At 47.9% G+C, this 20,583-nt stretch carries 18 protein-coding genes; 9 read left to right on the top strand and 9 right to left on the bottom strand.

Annotation, left to right across the window (positions count from 1 at the left end):
• Nucleotides 1-61: 61 nt before the first annotated feature.
• The gene (locus KIU71_RS03740; protein WP_214129840.1) at nucleotides 62-844 is read right to left on the bottom strand and encodes a SapC family protein; all 783 of its coding nucleotides are present in this window, start codon (nucleotides 842-844) and stop codon (nucleotides 62-64) included.
• A 201-nt stretch (nucleotides 845-1,045) separates the two neighbouring features.
• Here KIU71_RS03740 and KIU71_RS03735 point away from each other — a divergent pair, with 201 nt between their 5' ends.
• Nucleotides 1,046-2,269 (top strand): dipeptidase, encoded by a 1,224-nt coding sequence (locus KIU71_RS03735; protein ID WP_214129839.1) that lies wholly within the window; start codon nucleotides 1,046-1,048, stop codon nucleotides 2,267-2,269.
• A gap of 7 nt (nucleotides 2,270-2,276) precedes the next feature.
• On the opposite strand, the gene KIU71_RS03730 is transcribed toward KIU71_RS03735, so the two are convergent.
• From KIU71_RS03730 to KIU71_RS03720, 3 genes are read right to left on the bottom strand one after another with little or no spacing between them, the layout of a single operon-like run.
• Nucleotides 2,277-2,573: a hypothetical protein gene (locus tag KIU71_RS03730; RefSeq protein ID WP_214129838.1), complete on the bottom strand. Its 297-nt coding sequence runs from the start codon at nucleotides 2,571-2,573 to the stop codon at nucleotides 2,277-2,279.
• Nucleotides 2,570-3,640 (bottom strand): alpha/beta hydrolase, encoded by a 1,071-nt coding sequence (locus KIU71_RS03725; protein ID WP_214129837.1) that lies wholly within the window; start codon nucleotides 3,638-3,640, stop codon nucleotides 2,570-2,572. The genes KIU71_RS03730 and KIU71_RS03725 overlap by 4 nt, the downstream gene beginning before the upstream one ends.
• Nucleotides 3,637-4,377, bottom strand: coding sequence for a glutathione peroxidase (locus KIU71_RS03720; protein ID WP_214130153.1), 741 nt, complete (start codon nucleotides 4,375-4,377; stop codon nucleotides 3,637-3,639). Before KIU71_RS03720 ends, KIU71_RS03725 begins: the two co-directional genes overlap by 4 nt.
• A 263-nt stretch (nucleotides 4,378-4,640) precedes the next feature.
• On the opposite strand from KIU71_RS03720, the gene KIU71_RS03715 reads away from it, so the two are divergent.
• The 3 genes from KIU71_RS03715 to KIU71_RS03705 all read left to right on the top strand — a co-directional run bounded on the left by KIU71_RS03715 (nucleotide 4,641) and on the right by KIU71_RS03705 (nucleotide 7,992).
• Entirely contained in the window at nucleotides 4,641-5,336 is a 696-nt protein-coding gene (locus KIU71_RS03715) for an AAA family ATPase (RefSeq protein ID WP_214129836.1), read from the top strand.
• Nucleotides 5,296-5,610, top strand: a complete 315-nt coding sequence (locus tag KIU71_RS03710; protein ID WP_214129835.1) for a ribbon-helix-helix domain-containing protein — start codon at nucleotides 5,296-5,298, stop codon at nucleotides 5,608-5,610. The genes KIU71_RS03715 and KIU71_RS03710 overlap by 41 nt, the downstream gene beginning before the upstream one ends.
• A 255-nt stretch (nucleotides 5,611-5,865) precedes the next feature.
• Nucleotides 5,866-7,992: a tetratricopeptide repeat-containing diguanylate cyclase gene (locus tag KIU71_RS03705; RefSeq protein WP_214129834.1), complete on the top strand. Its 2,127-nt coding sequence runs from the start codon at nucleotides 5,866-5,868 to the stop codon at nucleotides 7,990-7,992.
• Between the two features lie 4 nt (nucleotides 7,993-7,996).
• On the opposite strand, the gene prsR is transcribed toward KIU71_RS03705, so the two are convergent.
• From prsR to KIU71_RS03685, 4 genes are all read right to left on the bottom strand, one after another.
• Nucleotides 7,997-9,355 (bottom strand): PEP-CTERM-box response regulator transcription factor, encoded by a 1,359-nt coding sequence (gene prsR, locus KIU71_RS03700; RefSeq protein ID WP_214129833.1) that lies wholly within the window; start codon nucleotides 9,353-9,355, stop codon nucleotides 7,997-7,999.
• Between the two features lie 20 nt (nucleotides 9,356-9,375).
• Nucleotides 9,376-11,403 (bottom strand): XrtA/PEP-CTERM system histidine kinase PrsK, encoded by a 2,028-nt coding sequence (prsK, locus tag KIU71_RS03695; protein ID WP_214129832.1) that lies wholly within the window; start codon nucleotides 11,401-11,403, stop codon nucleotides 9,376-9,378.
• Nucleotides 11,400-12,524 carry a beta-ketoacyl-ACP synthase III gene (locus tag KIU71_RS03690; RefSeq protein WP_214129831.1) on the bottom strand — a complete coding sequence of 375 codons (1,125 nt, stop codon included), beginning with the start codon at nucleotides 12,522-12,524 and terminating at the stop codon, nucleotides 11,400-11,402. The genes prsK and KIU71_RS03690 overlap by 4 nt, the downstream gene beginning before the upstream one ends.
• A 131-nt stretch (nucleotides 12,525-12,655) precedes the next feature.
• Nucleotides 12,656-14,467, bottom strand: a complete 1,812-nt coding sequence (locus tag KIU71_RS03685; protein ID WP_214129830.1) for a choice-of-anchor I family protein — start codon at nucleotides 14,465-14,467, stop codon at nucleotides 12,656-12,658.
• Between the two features lie 280 nt (nucleotides 14,468-14,747).
• Here KIU71_RS03685 and KIU71_RS03680 point away from each other — a divergent pair, with 280 nt between their 5' ends.
• Nucleotides 14,748-15,539: a M48 family metallopeptidase gene (locus KIU71_RS03680; RefSeq protein WP_214129829.1), complete on the top strand. Its 792-nt coding sequence runs from the start codon at nucleotides 14,748-14,750 to the stop codon at nucleotides 15,537-15,539.
• A gap of 95 nt (nucleotides 15,540-15,634) precedes the next feature.
• Here KIU71_RS03680 and KIU71_RS03675 read toward each other — a convergent pair whose 3' ends face one another.
• Nucleotides 15,635-16,474 carry a mechanosensitive ion channel family protein gene (locus KIU71_RS03675; RefSeq protein ID WP_214129828.1) on the bottom strand — a complete coding sequence of 280 codons (840 nt, stop codon included), beginning with the start codon at nucleotides 16,472-16,474 and terminating at the stop codon, nucleotides 15,635-15,637.
• Nucleotides 16,475-16,857: 383 nt separating this feature from the next.
• On the opposite strand from KIU71_RS03675, the gene KIU71_RS03670 reads away from it, so the two are divergent.
• The 4 genes from KIU71_RS03670 (at nucleotide 16,858) to gshB (ending at nucleotide 20,580) form a co-directional block, all read left to right on the top strand.
• On the top strand, nucleotides 16,858-17,034 hold the full coding sequence (locus tag KIU71_RS03670) for a hypothetical protein (RefSeq protein WP_214129827.1): 177 nt from the start codon (nucleotides 16,858-16,860) through the stop codon (nucleotides 17,032-17,034).
• Nucleotides 17,035-17,232: 198 nt separating this feature from the next.
• A complete protein-coding gene (locus KIU71_RS03665; RefSeq protein ID WP_214129826.1) occupies nucleotides 17,233-17,961 on the top strand; it encodes a 16S rRNA (uracil(1498)-N(3))-methyltransferase in 729 nt (242 codons plus the stop codon).
• 132 nt (nucleotides 17,962-18,093) lie between these two features.
• On the top strand, nucleotides 18,094-19,530 hold the full coding sequence (locus KIU71_RS03660; protein ID WP_214129825.1) for a sensor histidine kinase: 1,437 nt from the start codon (nucleotides 18,094-18,096) through the stop codon (nucleotides 19,528-19,530).
• A 93-nt stretch (nucleotides 19,531-19,623) separates the two neighbouring features.
• Nucleotides 19,624-20,580 carry a glutathione synthase gene (gene gshB, locus KIU71_RS03655; RefSeq protein ID WP_214129824.1) on the top strand — a complete coding sequence of 319 codons (957 nt, stop codon included), beginning with the start codon at nucleotides 19,624-19,626 and terminating at the stop codon, nucleotides 20,578-20,580.
• The last annotated feature ends 3 nt before the right edge of the window (nucleotides 20,581-20,583 follow it).

The following is a 20,583-nucleotide window of genomic DNA, read 5'->3' as shown; positions in this document are numbered from 1 at the left end:
AGGTTAAAAAAAAGCCGCTGAGATTGCTCTCAGCGGCTTTTCACCCTTTCGCAAATTTGATTTAAGCTTGAGGAGCCTGAGTGGGTTGAGCTTGGCTGGCTTTCGCTGCATCCGCAGCAGCGCGGATTTGCAAATTACGGATCGGCATATCGGTTTTGTTGGATAATTCGATCAAGCGATTTAATTGCCCTAGGCTCACCATTGTTGCGTAGATTGCACCTAAGAAACCATTTTTGTGCATTTCGAGCACTTGCGCATCATCCAGCTCGCGCAGCTTCTTCTCATTGATTGATTGCATGCCAGTCACATTGCGCTGCTGGCCATTTTCGTAAGTGAGTTGCACTTGAATCTCTTCCAACAAATCCAGTTCAACCACTTTTTTGACAAAGCGTTGCGTTAGCATCTCGCTGTTCGCCAGCTCAGAAAGGAACTGTTGGCGTTTATTTAAAAATTCAGTCGCTTCACCGTCTTCGGTAAATAACGCTTCACCGGTATCACCAACCACATCGCTATTTTCGTCGAAGAAAACACCGAGCTTGTCACCGTCAGGACGAACGTCAAACGGATAACGTTGAATGTTCATGGGGACATACGGACCTTGCCACTTGCCATCTACCACATAAAAGTTGGTGTTCTGCTCGGTTCCCAACATCGCCACCACATGATAATTGCCTGACTGTGGATCTTTAATAAATACAATCGGCATTGAACCGGCCAATTGAGCGAACTCCCGAATGGTAGCAGCCGCCAGATGACTGCCCTTTGCAAACTCAAAACCGGCTTGCGCGCTGACCTTTAATTCTTTGTGTTTGTTTTTGTCTAGCGGTACGTAATTAATTGCCATGTATCTCTTCTCATCTTTTGAATTAACGAATTTGGAACTCACCACCTATGTTTGAAAGCATGGGGAGGATATGAAGACCAACGAGTAGCCGCCAAGTATCGGTGATCTTGTACTCAATGTCGACTATCGATTGCCACATTTCTGGGCTTAAGCTACTGTACGGGCGCAACAATCATTATAGAAAGATGTAAAAGGACCCTTATGAAGATTTCTCGGCCATTATTGCCCTTCGCAGTGTGCTCTCTTGTTGTTACGCTAAGTGCCTGCCAAACCATGTCATCAACGGCGCCCGCGGCAGCGAAAGTTAAACGAACTGCAGATCAAATTGCACAGCAGACTATCATTGTTGACGGCCATATAGACGTGCCGTACCGAATAAAGAACCGATGGGCCGACGTCACGAAAGCCACTGATGATGGCGATTTTGACTACCCTCGCGCCGTGTCTGGCGGACTCAACGCGCCTTTTATGTCTATCTATGTGCCTGCGTCGCTCGACAATAGTCCTCAGTCAACACAACTGGCACATGAACTTATTGATTCAGTCGAAGCAATTGTGTACCGAGCACCGGACAAATTTGCCATTGCAAAAAGCGTTGCTGATGTTAAGCGTCAATTTGCAGCGGGAGTGATCTCTTTGCCAATGGGCATGGAAAACGGCTCCCCTATACAAGGTGATCTCGCAAATCTTCACCATTTTTACGAACGCGGTATTCGCTACATTACGTTGGCGCACTCACAGAGTAATCATATTAGTGACTCATCTTACGATATCCGTCGCCAGTGGAATGGCTTAAGTCCGTTTGGCAAAACCCTGGTTGCTGAAATGAACAAGATTGGCGTTATCGTGGATATCTCTCATGTGTCAGATGCCGCTTTTTACCAAGCACTTGAAGTGTCTCAGGTGCCGGTGATCGCATCTCACTCTTCATTGCGTCGATTCACGCCTGGGTTTGAGCGCAATATGGACGATGCGATGCTCAAAGCGCTGGCCGACAATGGTGGCGTGATTATGATCAATTTTGGTTCAGGTTTTGTCAGCCCAATCGCTCGGCAGTGGCGCGATCGGCTGTCAGAAGAACAGCTCGCCATTGAACAGGAGTTTGGTGAAGATAGTGAGCAAGCCCGAGCCTTCGGTGAACGCTATAGAACGCAAAACCCTTACCCCTTTTCAACCCTTGAAATGGTGCTTGATCATATTGACCACGTGGTAGAACTGGTCGGAATAGACTATGTGGGCATTGGTTCAGATTACGACGGTGTAGGTGATTCCTTGCCGGAAGGTTTGAAAGACGTTTCTACCTTTCCAAATTTGATTGCGGGACTTTTGCAGCGCGGTTACAGCGAGGCTGATATTGAGAAAATTCTCAGCGGTAACGTACTAAGAGTATGGCAGCAGGTTGAAGATTATGCGGCTAAGCACTAACGCGAACTTAGCCCCACTGACTCGCCACAATCACACAAGCAACGATGAGGATCATGTAGGGTAGCGGTGATCGCCACATCGAAATGGGCGAAGCATCCGGTGCGGCTACCCGTTGTGTTTCTTCGCTCACATCTTGTTTCGCGATATTTTGCTTTTGCTTCCGTTTGCGCCACCAGAAAAGGTGTGCGCAAACGGCTATAAACACCGCGGTCGCAAAGCCTAGATTAAAACCATCGTATAGCCAAGCCGCGTAGAAATACAGTAAAACATAAACGGCTATAATCGCCCAAAAAAACTCTTTCACCGCGTATTTTCTCCCAACACGTCAGAGCGCATAAATTCATTCAGCATAAACATCATTTGCCGGTGCAGTGGATTTGCCTCTGGCACAACGCACAACTCAATGACTTCCAACAAAGCGACATCAAATTGGATTTCTGCCACCTGTTGCCGGTCTAACGCCAAGTTACCATGGCATACCTCAAAACTGTCGTCGATTAAAAACGTTGTATTGGTAGATTGATTTTCCTCAAGCAGAGATTCTACGCCATGAAAAGGGGTAGTCTCATCGCTCATTGAGTGTGCGGCAAACAATTTAACATTCACGCCTTTGGTTCGCATCAGTGCGCGCGTTTCCCGGATCACTTCCATCAGTTCCAATGCGGCAAACAGTGATATATCGGGATATTTAAACGGGTTCGGTCCGTTACTCTGATAATCACCGTCTATCCATTTGGCAACTGTTTGCATCCCCCATATGCGGCTCATTTTCTCGGCATTGTCGGAAAGCGCGAGTGCGCCTGAAAATAACAGTAACGCATCAACCTCATCAGGCTGACTCAATGCGTAATGAGTGGCTAATGTGGCGCCGGAGGAAAACCCGCCAACCACCAACGTTCTTCCAAGGGGGCGTGCAAGCTGCGTGACCGCCTTAAACTCAGATTTCCAGCGCTCTGATAATCGCGTGTCCTGCATATCAGCATCAGCTTGAATGAGCCCATGGCCTGGCAGTAACCCAACCACTACCGTATGCCCCGATTGGTGCAGCGCGGTCGCAACTGAACGCAAATAAAAGGGTGAATCACTTAGTCCGTGAAACAACACGACCACCGCTTCTGAGGGCGTAGCATGGTGCAAAATGAATGGCGCGTTGCCGTCATTACGCAAGTTAGCCGAACACACGCTAACTTCATTCCTCTGCTGCTGTAAACAACGCTGCGTTAACCCCAACTGTTTACGGTAGTGCTGAGTAAAAGCGTGTAGTGCCTCAGAAAAAGTAGACGCCCCATTACCGCTGGTCATTTCAGCCTGTAATTGGGGGCTAAAAAAAGCGCTGCTTAGCAGCGCAATGATAACGACTTGCTTGATCAATTAAAATGAGCCTCTAAATCATCGCTTCCGCCAATGTGACGACCACCAATAAACACTTGTGGCACAGTTTCACGGCCACTGATTGCTTTTAGGGACGTTAAGCTTGCGTCTTTGCCCATCACTATCTCTTCATAGTCGTAACCTTTCTCGGTCAGGAGTGCTTTTGCTTTTGCACAGAAAGGACACCCAGGCTTAGTGATAATAGACACCGGTTCATTGGTGGCGGCATCGGGAGCGAAATAGGCCAGCATTGTGTCCGCATCAGACACCTCAAACGGGTCGCCCGGCACATTTGGCTCAATAAACATCTTCTCGACGACACCGTCCTTAACCAGCATCGAATAGCGCCAGCTGCGTTTCCCAAAGCCCAAATCTGACTTATCTACCAACATGCCCATGCCGTCGGTAAACTGGCCATTTCCATCAGCGATGAGCGTGACATTTGACGACTCTTGGTCGGCAGCCCATGCATTCATAACAAAGGTGTCATTCACAGAAATACAAATAATGTCGTCCACACCATTGGCTTTAAACACTGGCGCTAGCTCGTTATAGCGCGGTAAGTGGGTCGAGGAGCACGTGGGCGTGAACGCACCCGGTAATGAGAATACAACCACTGTTTTGTTCGCAAACAACTCATCCGTTGTGCGTTTAACCCACTCATCACCCTGTCTTAATGGAAATTCTACCGACGGTATTCTAGCGCCTTCTTTGTTCTCCAGTGTTGCATTTGTCATCATTATCCCCTTGTTGGATTTTCGCTTAGTGTGTAAAGCAAAGATGATGGTACTTTGCCACGAACAAATGCACAACATACGGGCATCAAACCGTATCAATTCACATGCCTAGTTATGAATCACCATGCCGTAGCAGGCTTGCGACACCTGTCCAATCGCTCTATCTTTGCGATGTCGACGCAAAACTCAGTGGTTTATTCAATCGGCACGTTGCCCGCTAGCGACAGTGCGGGTCGGCCAACGCAGTAATTGAGGCAAGTAGTATGATTATTTTAGTGGGTGGTGAAAAGGGCGGCAGCGGTAAAAGTTGTTTGGCGCAAAATATTGCCGTGTATTTGCGCACTGAAAAAGAAGCGTCGGTGCTGATGGTGGATTGCGATCCGCAGCGCACCACGTCAGATTGGATCCAGGAACGAAATGCCAATGATGCGCTACCTGATATCAATTGTGTGCAACTGTACGGAAAAATACGTAATGAATTGCTCAGCCTAAGAAATCATTATGATTATGTGATTGTTGATTGTGGTGGGCAAGACAATTTGGCGCTACGTTCATCAATGGCCGTTGCAGACCATATTCTCATTCCGCTACGCCCTAAACGACGTGATCTAAAAACCGTTCCGCACATGGAAGATATTATTTCAACCTGTAAAATGGTGAACCCCAGAATGAACGCTGCCTTTGTAATAACGCAGTGCCCCTCTCTGCCGAGCTTGGCGTCACGCATTCTCGAAGCCAAAGAGGTTTGTCGTTCTTTTGAAGTGGCCGTGCTGAATTCAGTCACCTTCAGCCGAAACATGTACGACGACTCGGAAGAGTCTGGTCAGTCTGTGATGGAAAGTGAGCCCGATGGCAAAGCGGCGGTTGAAATTCGCAGCATCATAGAAGAACTATTAGCACGAGGCAAAGGCGAGAACAATGAGTTTAGCCACTTTGAAGAAAACCGCGCGTTCGGTTAAAAATACGGATTCAAACGCCGCAGTTGACGTGGATAGCTTCATTCAAGGAGCCGTAGTTTATGCCAATGGCGGCGTTGGCGAAGCCGACAATGTTATTGCGTTTCACGCTCACGGTGTTGAACAGCCCATTCAGTCGCCGCTAAAACGCGCGACCTTTACCTTGGGTGATGAAGCCATCGCGCAGCTTGGAAAAATTGCAAAACGCAACGGTGTTGCCAAATCCAAGATGCTGCGTTTACTCATCGCCGCCCATTCGGAAAAAGGGAGTCGCTAGCAAAGTCGGTAAATCGCTACACAACTTGATCAATAAAAACAGTGACGTGACGTATTTATACGTTCGCATCAATTGAAATACCTTTAATTCGCATCAATTTCTGGTTATGTTGGTCATACTTTGGACAGTAGCTTTAACATGGATTTTCGTTTGAAACTCAGTTCAATCCACTCTGCAAAAAGCGCGATTTTACGGCTTCGAGTATGTGCCCGCAGCCTGCTTTGTATGCCTGTTATTTGCCTGACGTTTGCCCTCATGGCAACCTCATTTGCGCAGCACGTGTTTGCGCAAAACGCGTCCTCGCTGATTGACGTGATGAGTCCGAAAGGATACGAGCAGTATACGCGCATAATGTCATTACAAGACGAGGGCTTATACAGTCAGGTTCAGGCTGAAGCGCTTACACTGCTTAATGATGCTCGGTTGCGAGAACACAGTATTGATGAAGCAGCCGCTCAACGCTTAATTGGTCTTGCGGCGATGGAGCGCAATCAACACGACTTTGCCCATCAAGCGTTTTCACAAGCCGCCGAAACTGTGGCGCAAGCTGAGGAGTTTTTACTACTCGCGCAGATAAACTCTGATATTGGTCGCAATTACCGCTATCAATCAGACTATCACGCCGCACTGGATTACTACTATCGCTCGCTGTCTTACTACGAATCTCTGAATGATCGTGAGGGTATCGCTAACCAAAAAGCCAGTATTGGTGTGGTACTGGAACTGATGGGTCAATTCGAGCTGGCACTGAACGCGTATTTAGAGGCACTGGATGTTCAGCGCGAACAAAATGATGTGCGCGGTATTTCTAACAGTTTGTTCAACATCGCCGAAATTTATCGTGAACTGGGCAATTTAGATCGCGCGTTAACGTTCTTTAATGACGCACTCGCCATTGATAAGCAGCTTGGGTTGGTACGCAACATTGCCTACAGTCACGTTAAAATTGGCATCGTTTTGCGCCAACAGCAGCGTTATGCTGACGCTAAGCAACATCTAAACACCGCTATCCAACTGTTCACCGAGCTGCAAGCGCCGCGCGATAAAGATTGGGCCATTGCCAGCCTAGGTGAAGTGATGATTTCAGAGGGCAAACTCGCAGAGGGTATGTCGACATTACTCGACACACTAGAACGATCGAAACAACGCAATAACCTCGCATTGACGACAGACTTGCGGCTAGCGATTGCCCGCGCGGCAATTATCAGCGAGGACGCCGATCTAGCTTTGTATCATGCAGACCTCGGCCTCGAGGAATCGAACGTACGCGGTGAGCTAAAGCGCCAGGCTGAGTTCTATTCCGTTCGCGTTGCGGCATTAAGGCTTAAAGGTCAGTTTGAAGAAGCCTTGTTAGCCCGCGAGCAACAACTTGCTATCGAGCAAAGTATTCTAATGCAAGGCCGTGAAGCCGCGTTACAAAGCCTGCAATCAGAAGTTGAATATGCACGCCAGGAGCAATCGATCGAAACGCTGCGTAAAGATAAAGCCATGGAGCTTCATCTTGCTGAGCAGCGAAACATACGCAATGTTTCATTGCTCGCCAGTCTTATCGTTGTGTTATTGCTGGGTTTTTTACTTGTCAGCAGGCAATCACATCGATTACGCAGCAAAGAATTGTCTGATATTGTCAACCGCCGAACACTTGAGTTAGAGCGCAAGAATAGCGAGTTGCAGCAAGCGTATCGAACGCTTGAACAGATGAGTTTGCGCGACCCGTTGACGGGCTGTTATAACCGACACTATCTAGATGCGAACCTACCCGCAGAAATCCAGCGCTGCGTGCACAGCTACTCGTCAGCCATTGCCTTGGGACAATCTTTCCCAGACGACGCTGACCTGATCTGCTTTTTAATCGATATCGATGACTTTAAAGAGATTAATGACACTCACGGGCATGTCAGTGGGGATAAGTTTCTGGTTAAATTCGCGCAGATTATCAGTCAGGTCTTCAGGCATTCTGATCTACAGGTTCGTTGGGGGGGAGAAGAGTTTTTGGTGATCTGCCGAAATACGCCGCGCAGTGAAGCATCGTTGCTCGCTGAACGCTTGCGGATGGCCGTGAGTGAAAGTGTATTTGAAGCGCAAGACGGAACAATTTACACCGCCACTTGCTCGATCGGATTTAGTGCATTCCCGTTGGACCAAAAGGATCCCGAAAAAGCCAGTTGGGATGACATTTTCAATGCCGCTGATAATTGCCTGTATGCCGCTAAGTACTCTGGAAAAGATAGCTGGGTGGGCGTCTTGCGGGTGATTGATAAACACGCGCAAGATGAGCAAAATCCATTGGAGCAACAGCTGAACATTGGGCGGCTGGAGTTGGTAACCTCACTGAACAACACCGCCTCCATACAATGGCAGCATCGCGTCACGGCGACCTGACGCGCTACATTCCGGTTTTTAGGTCTTCCAGATGGTATTTATCAATCAGTGAATACAGCGTAGGGCGAGTCACTCCCAGCAACTCTGCTGTTTTAGAGATATTTTTGTCGGCGCGCACGTAGGCTTTTCGTATCGCATTGCTTTCCGCGTACTCTCGTACCTCGCGCAAATTAAGAATTTCTTTCTCTTGTTCTTCCTTCGGCCCACGCAGGCTCATGTCTTCCGCCGTGATCAGTTGCCCTTCTGCTAAAATAACAGCTGACTTCAATTTGTTTTGCAACTCGCGAATATTACCCGGCCACGGGTGACTTAGCATCGCTTGGAGTGCCGATTCACTGAAGCCCTTAATTTTGACATTGAACTCCTGACAGTATTGACCCAAAAAGGTTTTTGCCAGCAATACCACGTCTTGGTCGCGGTCTTTAAGCGGCGGGATATCAATGGTAATTTCGCCCACACGATAAAATAAATCTTCGCGGAAGGTTTCCTCAGCCACCATCGATTGTAAATCTCTGTGTGTCGCACAGATTACGCGAATGTCCACCGGAATTTCGGTTCTACCGCCAACACGTTCAATCACCCTCTCTTGCAGAAAGCGCAACATTTTTGCTTGCAAACCGATCGGCATGTCGCCAATCTCATCGAGGAACAGTGTGCCTCCCTGCGCCATCTCAATTTTACCGAGCGTGGTTTTGTTGGCACCGGTGAATGCTCCTTTTTCGTAGCCAAATAGCTCACTCTCCAGCAGGTTTTCTGGAATTGACGCACAGTTTATGGCTACGAAAGCTTTATCACTGCGATGACTGTGTTCGTGAATACTGCGCGCAAACACTTCTTTACCGGTGCCACTTTCGCCCAGTAGCAAAGCGCTGATATCGGTCTGCGCGATCTTCTCCGCTCGTCGACTGACCGACTGAATAGCCGCACTGTTACCAATAATTTTGCCCATTGACGGGTTTGAGCGGATAAGCACTCGATTTTCATGTTCCAGGTTGGCCAGATTCAGTGCACGATTGATAATCACTTTTATCGTGTCAGAATCGATAGGCTTTTGGTAAAAATCGTACGCGCCAAGTTCAATGGCTCTTAAGGCGTTTGACTTGTCATTATTGCCCGTTACCACGATCACTTTCGTGTGCGGTGCCAGACTTAAAATTTCTGACAACGCCAAAAGCCCTTCGGAGGCGTTGGCAGGATCCGGAGGTAACCCAAGGTCGAGTGTCACTACGGCGGGTTCATGCCGTCTAAGCTGTGCGATGGCGGATGTTCGGTCATCTGCATACACGACATCAAAATCAGTCAGGCTCCACTTTAACTGTTTTTGGATGCCTAGATCATCATCCACTACTAAGACTTTACTCATTTAGCCAACTTCCTATTGTGTTAAATCGACGGAATACGCAATGTAAACTGTGTGCCTGTGCCTTGCTCACTTTCAACGGACAACCGGCCATTGATCGATACAATGTAACTGCGCGCATCATACACGCCAATACCCATTCCGGCGTTACCCTTGGTGGTCTCGAACGGTTTAAACAAGCGTTGTTCAATGAACTCCTGGCTCATTCCTTCACCTGAGTCAGTGATGGTGACGACTTGCTCTTGCCGGTCTTGATCAACCGCTAATTCTATATTGATGGTGCCGCTATCAGCGGTTGCCTGCTGCGCGTTGTTGACCAAATGGTACACAACATTGGCAAATTTTTCTGCATCAATCACAACAGGAACTTCATCCTCCACATCAAGGGTGGGAGTCGGTTTTAGACCCGCACAGCGCTTTTTCAGCACATGCTCAATAATGGAAGACAATAAATGGCTACCAGCCCGTGCTTCGTTCGGCTGTAATTTATCAGTTAACTGACGCAACATCTTATCCATACGAGACTTGGTGTGCTCTAGCGTTTCAAAGGTATCGTCGATAAATTCCGGGTTGTGCTTGTGCTGCTGCGCATTGCATAAGATAAGATCAATTTGCGCCAATACATTTTTAAGATCGTGCACAACGAATGCTGACATCCGGCTGAAGGCAGCAAACTGGGCGTTCTCTGCCAGATCATTTGATGCCTCATGATGAAAAATAAAATTGCTGATTTGCGCAGTCGCTGCATTCAGATAGTCCCGCAACTCCCAATTAAGCCGCAAGCGTTCTGCTTCCACACAACCTAACACGACAATACCCCAGAGTTTTTCATGCTGAAAAATAGGGATCAGGATATGCCCTTTCAGGCTGGCAACCTCGTCTTCACTAAGTTTTAGGTCCGAATAGAGGTAGGGCTTCACGCGGTATTCATCAACATCCATTATCCATTCTGTTGTCGTGAAAAATGCGCGTAACTTGGCCATTAAGCTCGGCGCTGTCACGGCGCTAACATCACACTGTGATGATGCAACACAGTCAATCATGGCGTTTTTTATTTTGATAATTGCACCGCTATCGTAATTTAACGCCCCAAGATACCCCTGCAATGCAGAGCCATAGACCTTTGGCAAGGCGGAGCCTTCTGCACTCAGGGTTTGAGTGAGTTTGACCCACTCAATACGATAGTCGAACTGATTGGCGAAAAAGTTTTTGGTAATAAACACTTTCACTTGCGTACGGAAGTTGTTCGACAAGAACACCGTCACCAGTAAAGCTATCGACAATGCAATCAATACGATTTGTATGGTTGGGCCCCAACTTCCACCCACAAATTTTATCGCGTAGCCGATTGCTGCCATCACAAATAAATAGCCGCCGGCGACTAACAACAGCGAACTATGCAACACGACCTCACGAGAGATAAAGATATCTACGCCCCAATGTTTTATGCGACGAGTGGCAATCACTAAAAATGGCACCATCAACACGTAAATGTAGCCACGAGCAGCGATGTAAATTGGCTCAACCTGAGCCACCATGGTGGCATTAGCGTAAGTAACGAACTCAAACAAATTGAGTACGCCAAGGTAGAGCACTAAGGGTTTAAATGCCCAGCGCTGAGTGCCAGACTGACGATAAACCTGTTCGAGTAAGATGAGCACCTCAAGTGCAATCACGGTTTGTAGCAGGAAACGCCACGTAAAAGACATGGGGATGAAATACGGCAGTACTAATGCCCCGGCAGGTAGTGCCAGAATGGCTATGCTGACGGGGCGCTTGAGTACATCCCACAGCGTGGCGAAATCATCCCGAAGAAACGCTGCCAAAAACAGTAACCAAACGCTCTGTTTGGCGATGTCAATGAATAGCAGGCGCTCCAGCGTCATCGTGCCCGTCACCAATGAGATGTGCGCGACACTCCACACCACAGTCACAATGGCCGACAGGATCAATAAGTATTTTGCGAGTCCGCCTTTACGTACCGTAAACAGCAGGAGCAGTAAGAGTAAATAGGCTGCTCCGGAAAACCCGTACCCCAGGTCGGAAATCAACGCTTTTTAAGCACCAAACTGCCGATTGAATAACCCGCGCCAAAGGAGCACAGGACACCTGTGCTTCCCGCTGTTAGGTCGGTGTGATTCAGAGCAAACGCGATCACCGAGCCCGCTGACGCGGTATTGGCATAAGTGTCTAATACTATCGGGGCTTCTTCGCGCGTTGCTTCGCGCCCGAGTAACTTTTTACTGATCAACGTATTCATGTTGATATTCGCCTGGTGCAGCCACCATCGGCTCACGTCAGCGACACCCAATCCACAACTTTCCAGGTGAGACTGAATGTGCTGGGCAGCGAGCGGACACACTTCCTTGAACACCTTTCTTCCTTCCTGATGAAACAATTTGTCAGCAGCATAGGGTTCAGCATCGGTAGCGTGAGTTATGTAGCCAAAGTTGGAACGAATGTTGTTCGAAAATGACGTTAAGGCTTTAGTACCTAAAATCTCATACTGATGCTCCCCCTGTGCGGTTGAGGCTTTTTCAACCACGCTGGCAGTCGCAACATCACCAAAAATAAAGTGACTGTCTCTGTCGGTATAGTTTACCTGTGGCGATACCAGCTCGGGGTTGATGACCAATACACACTTGGCCGTGTTGGCATTGAGCATTTCATAGGCGCGGTGCAAACCGAAAGTTGCAGCTGAACAAGCCACCAACATGTCAAACCCAAAGCCCTGAATACCCAGCTCTTGTTGAACTTCAATCGCGATCGCCGGATAAGAACGTTGTGTGTACGCGCAGCTCACAATAACAGCGTCAACGTCGTTGGCGTGTTTGTTGGCCGCTTGCAATGCAATTTTCGCTGCCGCCACGGCAATTTCCGCTTGTTGAGACAGTTCATCGTCCGCGCGCTCGGTCAGCTTTGGCCGCATGCGTTCAACATCTAACACACCGTCTTTGCAATAGATATAGCGGCTTTTGATGCCCGATGCTTTTTCGATAAATTCTGCACTACTGTGTGGCATGGCAGCCATTTCACCCTGTTCGATGGCGTGCTGATTTTCTCGGTTGAATTTGTCCGCATAAGCGTTGTAGCTGTGAACGAGTTCTTCGTTACTGATTTGATGCGGTGGATTCCAAACGCCTACGCCACTAATGACTACTGGATCGGTCATAAACACTCTCTTATTTTTGTGTATCGGCCAAGCCCGACACGAATGAAGCAAGAATACCTTGAGTGACTATAAATGTCATGAAACAAAAACGGCACCCTAAGGTGCCGTTCTTATGCTCACCAATGCTGGGATCAGTTTAGCGTGATTTCCCACACGCTAACCGTACCACTTACTTCGTTGCCCGTGATCAGCAGTGGACTACCGGTAGGGCTATCGTCTGCTGCGACGAACACCAAGCTTTCTGGAGCAAGGTCACCGATCACATCATTCACTGTCAGCCCTTCCGTAAGGTCGCGGTTAATCACGTATTCTGCAAACTTCGCATCGTAAGGGTTGGTGATGTCGTACACCATAATTCCACTCATGCGCTCAAGGCCAATGAATGCATAGGTACGGTCGCCAATGGTGCCAACCGTCAATGCTTCTGGCTCTGGACCTTTGTTTTCAGAGCGTGAGTCACCTTCGTTTTCATCATTATTATTGTTGAACTGAGCACCATGAATTGACGCTGTGATCCGTTCAAAATCGTCGCCCGAATCAAACACCACCAGGCCATTTTGATCCCAAATGGTAAATGAGCGTGAGCCATAGGCATACGCAGCTGAATATTCACCATCACCATCGCTATCGCCCAACTCAGCGGTCACACGAAGGTCGTCAATTTCGCCGCCCATTTGAATCGACTCCAGCGCCGAACCAGGCTCAGCGGTGAGATCTTCAATCTTCACTTCATCCGTGTAGCTTAAACAGCCGTCATCTTCATCAAAGCTAACACCACCTGCGGCTGTACAAGCAGCTTCATCATCGGTTGCAAAGAAATATTCACGCGCATCACCTTCATTTGCCGTGACTAAAAAGTTTGCGCCCTTCCACTGATAAGTATCAATGGTGTCAGGCATATAAACACCAAACAAACCTTCGTATTGCCCGAAACTCACTGCACCATCTTCGTTGCCATCAAAATTCAAGCCAGACCAGTTTTTAAACCCAAGCCCCATGACTTGCACTGATAAGTCTTCCAAATCGACAATAGCGAGACCATTGTTTTCCTGTAGCGTGATGTAGGCTGTGGTATTGGTCGCAACAATGGCTTCGGGTTCAAGATCCTGAGCGACCGTAATATTGATTGCATTGCCATTGATAGTGCGGCCGCTAGGGTTAGGGAAATGCATACCTTGCGACGCTAACTCAACTTGTTGACCATTGAACGCCGTAAAGGTGATGGTGTCAGCCGTTTCTGCGGGTTCACCGCTGGCCAAAATATCAATCACCGAGATAGTGCCTTCTGGGTCAACACTGTAATCGCCGTTCGGCTCGCCTTCGTTAGCAACAATGACCTTACCGCCATTCGGTGTGAACTTCACCATATCTGGCAAGTTACCCACTTCTACTGCATCCAAAAAGGCAGGCGCTGAGCTGTCTAGGCCATTATAGAAAAGTACAAAACCATTATCAGCCTGAGTTGCACCCGCCACGGCTACTGCCATCAAATCGCCACTGACTGCAATGCTGTTGACGCCGCCCAGTGCGGTTCCTTCAAATTCGGCCGGTAGCGCAATTGTCGTTGGATTTAAATTAACCAAATTGATGGGGTCAGAAATCGGATTCGACGTTAAGTTCGATGCATTGATGACTGCAATGCTATTGGTTGTGCTGTTCGTGGCATAAATCGTTTGCGTCTGCGCATGATACTGGGCAATTTCTGCCGCACCACTCACACCCAAGCTAGCACGACCCACAATGGTCATGGTGATACCGAGCGAAGCATCTGAGCCGTCGTCACCGTCGCTGCCAGGTGCGCCATCTTGACCCGGCTCACCTTGTGGGCCCTGAAGTCCTTGTTCACCTTGAGCGCCATCGTCACCGTCTAACCCGCAGCCAGTCAAGGTTGCACTGATAAATAACGCTAACAAGCCGTATTTGAATACTTTTGAAGCCGCCATCTGCTTTCCTTTTAGTCTTAGTTTTTTTTGAACGTGTGTCTATTTATCCAATCATGCTAAATAGTCAGGATTAAGTCCACCGCTAAGTGAAAATTAGCTACCCGACCTCTATCAAACCGTTACATTCGCTGATCCGTGTTACAGTTTAGTGACGTGGTTGCAATTTAGTATCACTATTTACCTTGATCTTAGTGAGACTAGTGCAAATACTAGAGCGTGTTGATCTTTGCGGTACAAATTTTGTTCAACACGCTCTAGTGCAAAAATTAGGAACTTCATTATGAAACGATGTTTAATCAGTTTTTTCGTGTGTGCCGCCTTAGCGGGGTGTGCAACGTCGCCAACGGGCAGAAATCAAGTACTTCTTTACTCAGATAGCCAGCTTTCGGAAATGGGCTCGCAAGCATTTGCAGGAATGAAAGATGAACTGACTATATCCTCGGCGCGTGTTGAAAACAGCTACGTGCAGTGTGTAGCGAACTATATTACCGCGCAAGTACCGCCGAAAGTTTTCTCTGGCCAGTGGGAAGTGGTTGTTTTTGATGATGAGCAAGTTAATGCGTTTGCACTACCAGGAGGAAAAATCGGCGTTTACACAGGCCTTCTCAAGGTCGCCGAAAACCAACATCAACTGGCTGCTGTTATTGGTCATGAGGTTGGCCACGTGATCGCGCAGCACGGTAATGAGCGCATGTCGCAAAGTACGTTGATCAACGTAGGAACGCAGGCGGTTGGTGCGGCCATGGCTGCTAATGAAGTAGCCAACAGCGGCCCGATCATGGCGGCTATTGGTTTGGGTGTTCAGGTTGGCGTGCAGTTACCCTTTAGCCGCACGCATGAGTCAGAAGCGGATGCCATCGGCCTGAACCTGATGGCACAAGCAGGCTTTGACCCACGCCAATCGGTGAACTTGTGGGAGAACATGGCAGCGGCAAGCGGCGGTCAGCGCCAACCCGAGTTTTTATCCACTCACCCTGCGCCACAGACACGGATTGAGGATTTGAGTGCCGATATGCCTGCCGCGCTACCACTGTACCGCAACGCTAAATCCAAACCCAATTGCAAAGCTTAACCTGATAGAAAGCATTACCCGATAAAAAAGGCCGAATGCGTGAGCATTTCGGCCTTTTTTAATCCGCATCAACACAGGACGTGTTGTGCTGGCGACTATTCTTTTCCTTTTTCGTCCTGTTCCTCTTTGTGCACGTGCACATCCATTTGTGGGAACGGGATTGAAATACCTTCTTTATCAAAGCGCAATTTTACTGCTTCAGTAAAATCAAATTTAACACCCCAATAGTCTGAACTATTCACCCACGGTCTCACCACAAAGTTAACACTGCTATCGCCTAGCTCAGAGACAGCTACCACTGGCGCAGGATCAGCCAAAATACGCGACTCTTCTTTGATCATGGTTTCGAGTACATTTTTTGCCTTGAGCAAATCATCGCCGTAGCCAATACCAAACACCATATCCACACGACGCGTATCCTTAGCCGAGAAATTGGTAATGTTGTTGGAATAGATTTTGCCGTTTGGAACGATAATTTCCTTGTTGTCAGGCGTGGTCATAATGGTGGTAAAAATACCAATCGATTTTACCGTTCCCATGGTACCGCCACCCTCGATAAAGTTACCGGCTTTAAAAGGTTTAAACACCAGCAACATGACGCCTGCGGCGAAATTCTGTAGTGACCCTTGTAACGACAAACCGATGGCCAAACCAGCAGCACCTAAAATCGCCACAAGTGACGTGGTATCGACACCTAATTCGTCCAGCGCAGCGACGATCACAAACAGCATCAAAATCGCATGCAAAATCGACTTCAAGAACTCGACTAACATCTCGTCGTACTTGGAGCGCGCCATCACTTTGGTAAATAGTGACATTAAAATGCTGACGACAATACGACCTATTACGTAAATCAAGATCGCCATCACAATATTGATCCCCCAAGGGATAACATAAGTGTTAATGAGCTGTTCGATATCTTCCGCCGTATACATGGTGTGTTCCTTAAAATAATTGTGCTGAGTTGGTCGTTTAAAAAATAGCAACAAATCGGCTTAGCAAGCAACCGTTTAAGAACAATTTATTGTTTTACCCACCCGAGGATAACCTGATGTATGCAAAAACGTGTGCCTGTCATCAAGGTGTCATTAACGTCAATTATCTTGCGCGAACTGAACACAAAGGGGCATAACTTATCTTTATCGTTTTTGTGTATCTGATCACAGACTGTATTTCACTGAATTTGTGTTTTCGTCGCATTTGGCTGGCTTTTTTCTAAAAAATGTCTATATTTCGACCACGCTTTTCTGAGGCATTTTGGGTTTATCCCCAGCGTTAACTCGGGAAGATTGGCTTAATATTTTTAAAGGAATTGAAAATGTTATTACTATCTATCTTAATTTCATTGGTCTGTTTGCTATTTGTTTATGCGCTAATGCGTGATACCGGAAAAAATACTCCGTACGCTAGACGCAACTCAGTAACACAAATCAGCAAGAAATCTAAAGTCGCTGCCTTAGATGTGCAGGAAGGGGATACCGAAGTTGCGGCTTGATTGCGTTACTTCGCACGGCTCCTCCAAATAACGACCAACACATTATTCAAGCGACACAGCAGCGTTATTGGGCTGCTCCTGATATACCTACTCCCCACATCATCAGTGGGGATTTTTTTGCCCAACGCCGTTACACCCCTTTCAACCAACATTAAGACTCGTTATTATCCCTGCGTCTCTACTATTGCTGTGGCTTTTATGCGCATTAATCGCTTCTATATTGATACGGTGTTGTCTGTTGACACAACCGTCGGGTTGCCTGCTGAAACAGCGCATTATGTGTGTAATGTGCTTCGGCTCAGTCAAGATGATCCCGTGGTGTTGTTTAATGGCGATGGGAATGAATACAGTGGGCGGATCGCGTCTATTGCGAAAAAGCGTGCGAGTGTCGACGTGGATGCCAAGCTGAGCATTGATGCACAATCACCACTGCCTTTACACCTAGGCCAAGCGGTGAGCAAAGGTGACCGCATGGATATTGTGCTGCAAAAAGCGACGGAATTGGGTGTCAGTGAAATTACACCGCTACTTACCGAACGCTGCGCTGTGAAACTCAGTTCAGAGCGGTGGCTGAAGAAGCACGCACAATGGCTAAAAATCATCCAATCAGCCTGTGAACAGTGTGGTCGGAATACCTTGCCGACACTGCACCAACCGAAATCACTCAATCAATGGTTATCTGACTCAACGTCAGCGACTCGTTTGTTGTTTTCGCCCACCGCACAAAGGCGTTTATCACAGTTAAGCCCACCATCACAGGGCTTCCGCTTATTGATCGGGCCAGAAGGCGGTCTTAGCGAACAGGAAATCTACACAGCTAAAGAAGCAGGCTATGCTGAAACGTACCTCGGCCCTCGCATTTTACGCACAGAAACGGCCGCCATTGCCGTTGTGTCTGTTCTGCAAGGGGTTTATGGAGACCTGTAGTACCGGTTATTTGACGGGAAAACAACAAGTTGCCAATTATTTGACGTGACTGTTGGTTTTTTACTCACATCATCACGGATCTGTGCGATAATCGTGATTAATAAGAATAAAAATCATTGAGCATTTTCGTGTATGCGTCTCAAACTCATCGACAATTCAGCCGCCGATAAATTTGCAAAATTGAAAAATCGCAGCGTTATTGAACAAGGTCGCGCAAATGCGCTAGACCTGTTGTTGTCTGGAGGTTCTCTTGAAGACGTAGCCACGGCCATGTTAGAGGGAGTAGAGCTTGCTGATACCAGTATGCGTTGTGCCGTGTTATTGGCCAATGACGATGGCTTAACCCTGACTCCACTGGTTGCTCCTAGCCTACCTGCCAGCTTTATTAAGGCGCTGCAACGGCACCCAATTTCAGAAAGTGGAGGCAGTTGTGGCGCTGCGGTGTACCATCGCAAAGCCGTTTTTGTCGATGACGTGTATTCACATCCAAATTGGGAAGCCCTGCGGGCAGATGCGCGCAAAGCCGGGATCCATTCAGCGTGGTCCCATCCTTTAGTGTCTCCTGATGGAAAACTGTATGGCACGTTAGCAGCCTATTTTACTCACGCAAAAGCGCCAACGAGTGAAGACACAGACGCGCTTGAGTACGAGGCGAAGATCCTCAGCATTATCATTGAACGCGCTGAAAACATAGCGGCGTTAAAGCAGGCTAATGCTGACTTAGAACAAAAAGTCAGTGAGCGAACACGCGACCTTAGCCAATCAAACGCGTTGTTAAGCAAAGCGCTGGATCAACGCAACGAAGTACGCCTGCAGTTGTTAGAAATGGAAAACATGGCAGCGTTGGGTACGATGATGTCAAGTTTGACCCATGAAATTAACACACCGATTGGCGTGGCCATTACGGCATCGACCTATTTAAAAGCGATGCAGCAAAAGTCAGAGACTTTGTTCAAAAAAAACGGCCTCAGACGCTCCGACCTTGAAGCCTTTTATCAGGAATGTGCGGAAGCGTCAGATATTATAGAGCGCAATTTAAATCGCACCAGTCAGCTCATTCGCACGTTTAAACAGCTTTCTACTGATCAGCATTCTCAGCAAGCGCGCCCGGTTAACCTATGTGGTTACATTGATGAAGTGCTCTTGTCATTGAAACCACGATTAAAGCGCATCGGGCATGTGTTTTGTATTGATGTTAACGCAAACCTTGAAATCCAGAGTAATCCAGGCGCGTTGAGCCAAATATTGATCAACCTCATTATGAATTCGACTAATCATGGCTTCGAGCCTGGCGAACGCGGCCAAATCACGATCCGGGCTCGTGTCGAAAACGATGCACAAACACAACAACATTTGGTGTTGGAGTACAGTGACAACGGCAAAGGAATGACCGAACACACCGTGGCCAATATTTATAAACCGTTTTTCACTAATGCTCGCCACAATGGCGGAACCGGCCTAGGTATGCATATTTGCTACAATTTGGCAGTTGAAGCACTACAAGGCTCTATAGATTGCGTCTCTTCACTTGGCAAAGGCACGAAGTTCACCCTCCGCTTCCCTATATAGAGCAAGGCTTAGGGTTGATACTTTTCAAGTTCAACGCTTGATTTTATCGCCCAAGACGCCATTATTCACTAAACACCGCCACCGGGTAGCCGAATGACAATAGCGCTGGGGATCGTGATGGATCCTATTCACCGAATCAATATCAAAAAAGACACCAGTTTTGCCATGTTGCTTGAAGCGCAGGCGCGCGGTTATGTGCTTCACTATATTGAAATGTCGGACTTATTTTTAGACGATGGTGTCGCTTACGCGAACGTGCGCCAATTAACCGTTAAACAGGATGAGGCGAATTGGTTCTCGCTTGAACAGCCAAGCGTGATCAGGCTGGCTGACCTGGACGTACTGTTAATGCGTAAAGATCCGCCAGTTGATGCAGAGTTTATTTACGCCACCCATTTATTTTCTCTCGCTGAAAAAGAAGGCACTTTGGTGGTAAACCGCCCGCAAAGTCTGCGAGATTTTAACGAAAAACTCTTCACGGCATGGTTTCCTCAGTTCACGCCGCCGACGCTTGTCACTGCGAACAAAACTCAGGTGAAAGCCTTTCACCAGCAGCATCAGGATATTATCTGTAAACCCTTGGATGGGATGGGCGGAGTGTCGATTTTTAGAATCGGTTCTGACGGTGTCAATCTAGGCGTGGTCGCTGAAACACTGACCAACAATGGCAAGCGCTTCGCTATGTTTCAAAAATACATGCCGGCAATCAAAGACGGCGATAAACGTATTTTGATAGTTGACGGACAAGTCGTCCCCTATGCATTGGCTCGTCTGCCCAGTGGTGGCGAAACCCGCGGCAATTTAGCCGCCGGTGGTACCGGTAGGCCGCAGCCCTTGTCAGACAGTGACCGGAACATTGCGGAAGCCATTGCGCCATTGTTGGTTGAAAAGGGCTTACTGTTTGTCGGCCTTGACGTTATCGGCGACAAAGTCACAGAAATCAACGTGACCAGCCCAACGTGCGTGCGTGAGATTGAAGCGGCGTACAATATTAATATCTGTGCGATGCTGTTTGACGCTATCGAAAAACGGTTATCCTCAATACAATGAGCA

The organism is Alteromonas oceanisediminis, assembly GCF_018474025.1.
In the GTDB taxonomy this organism is placed as follows: domain Bacteria; phylum Pseudomonadota; class Gammaproteobacteria; order Enterobacterales; family Alteromonadaceae; genus Alteromonas_E; species Alteromonas_E oceanisediminis.
The sequence above is the reverse complement of the archived record's forward strand: the minus strand, read 5'-3'. Positions and strand labels throughout refer to the sequence as shown.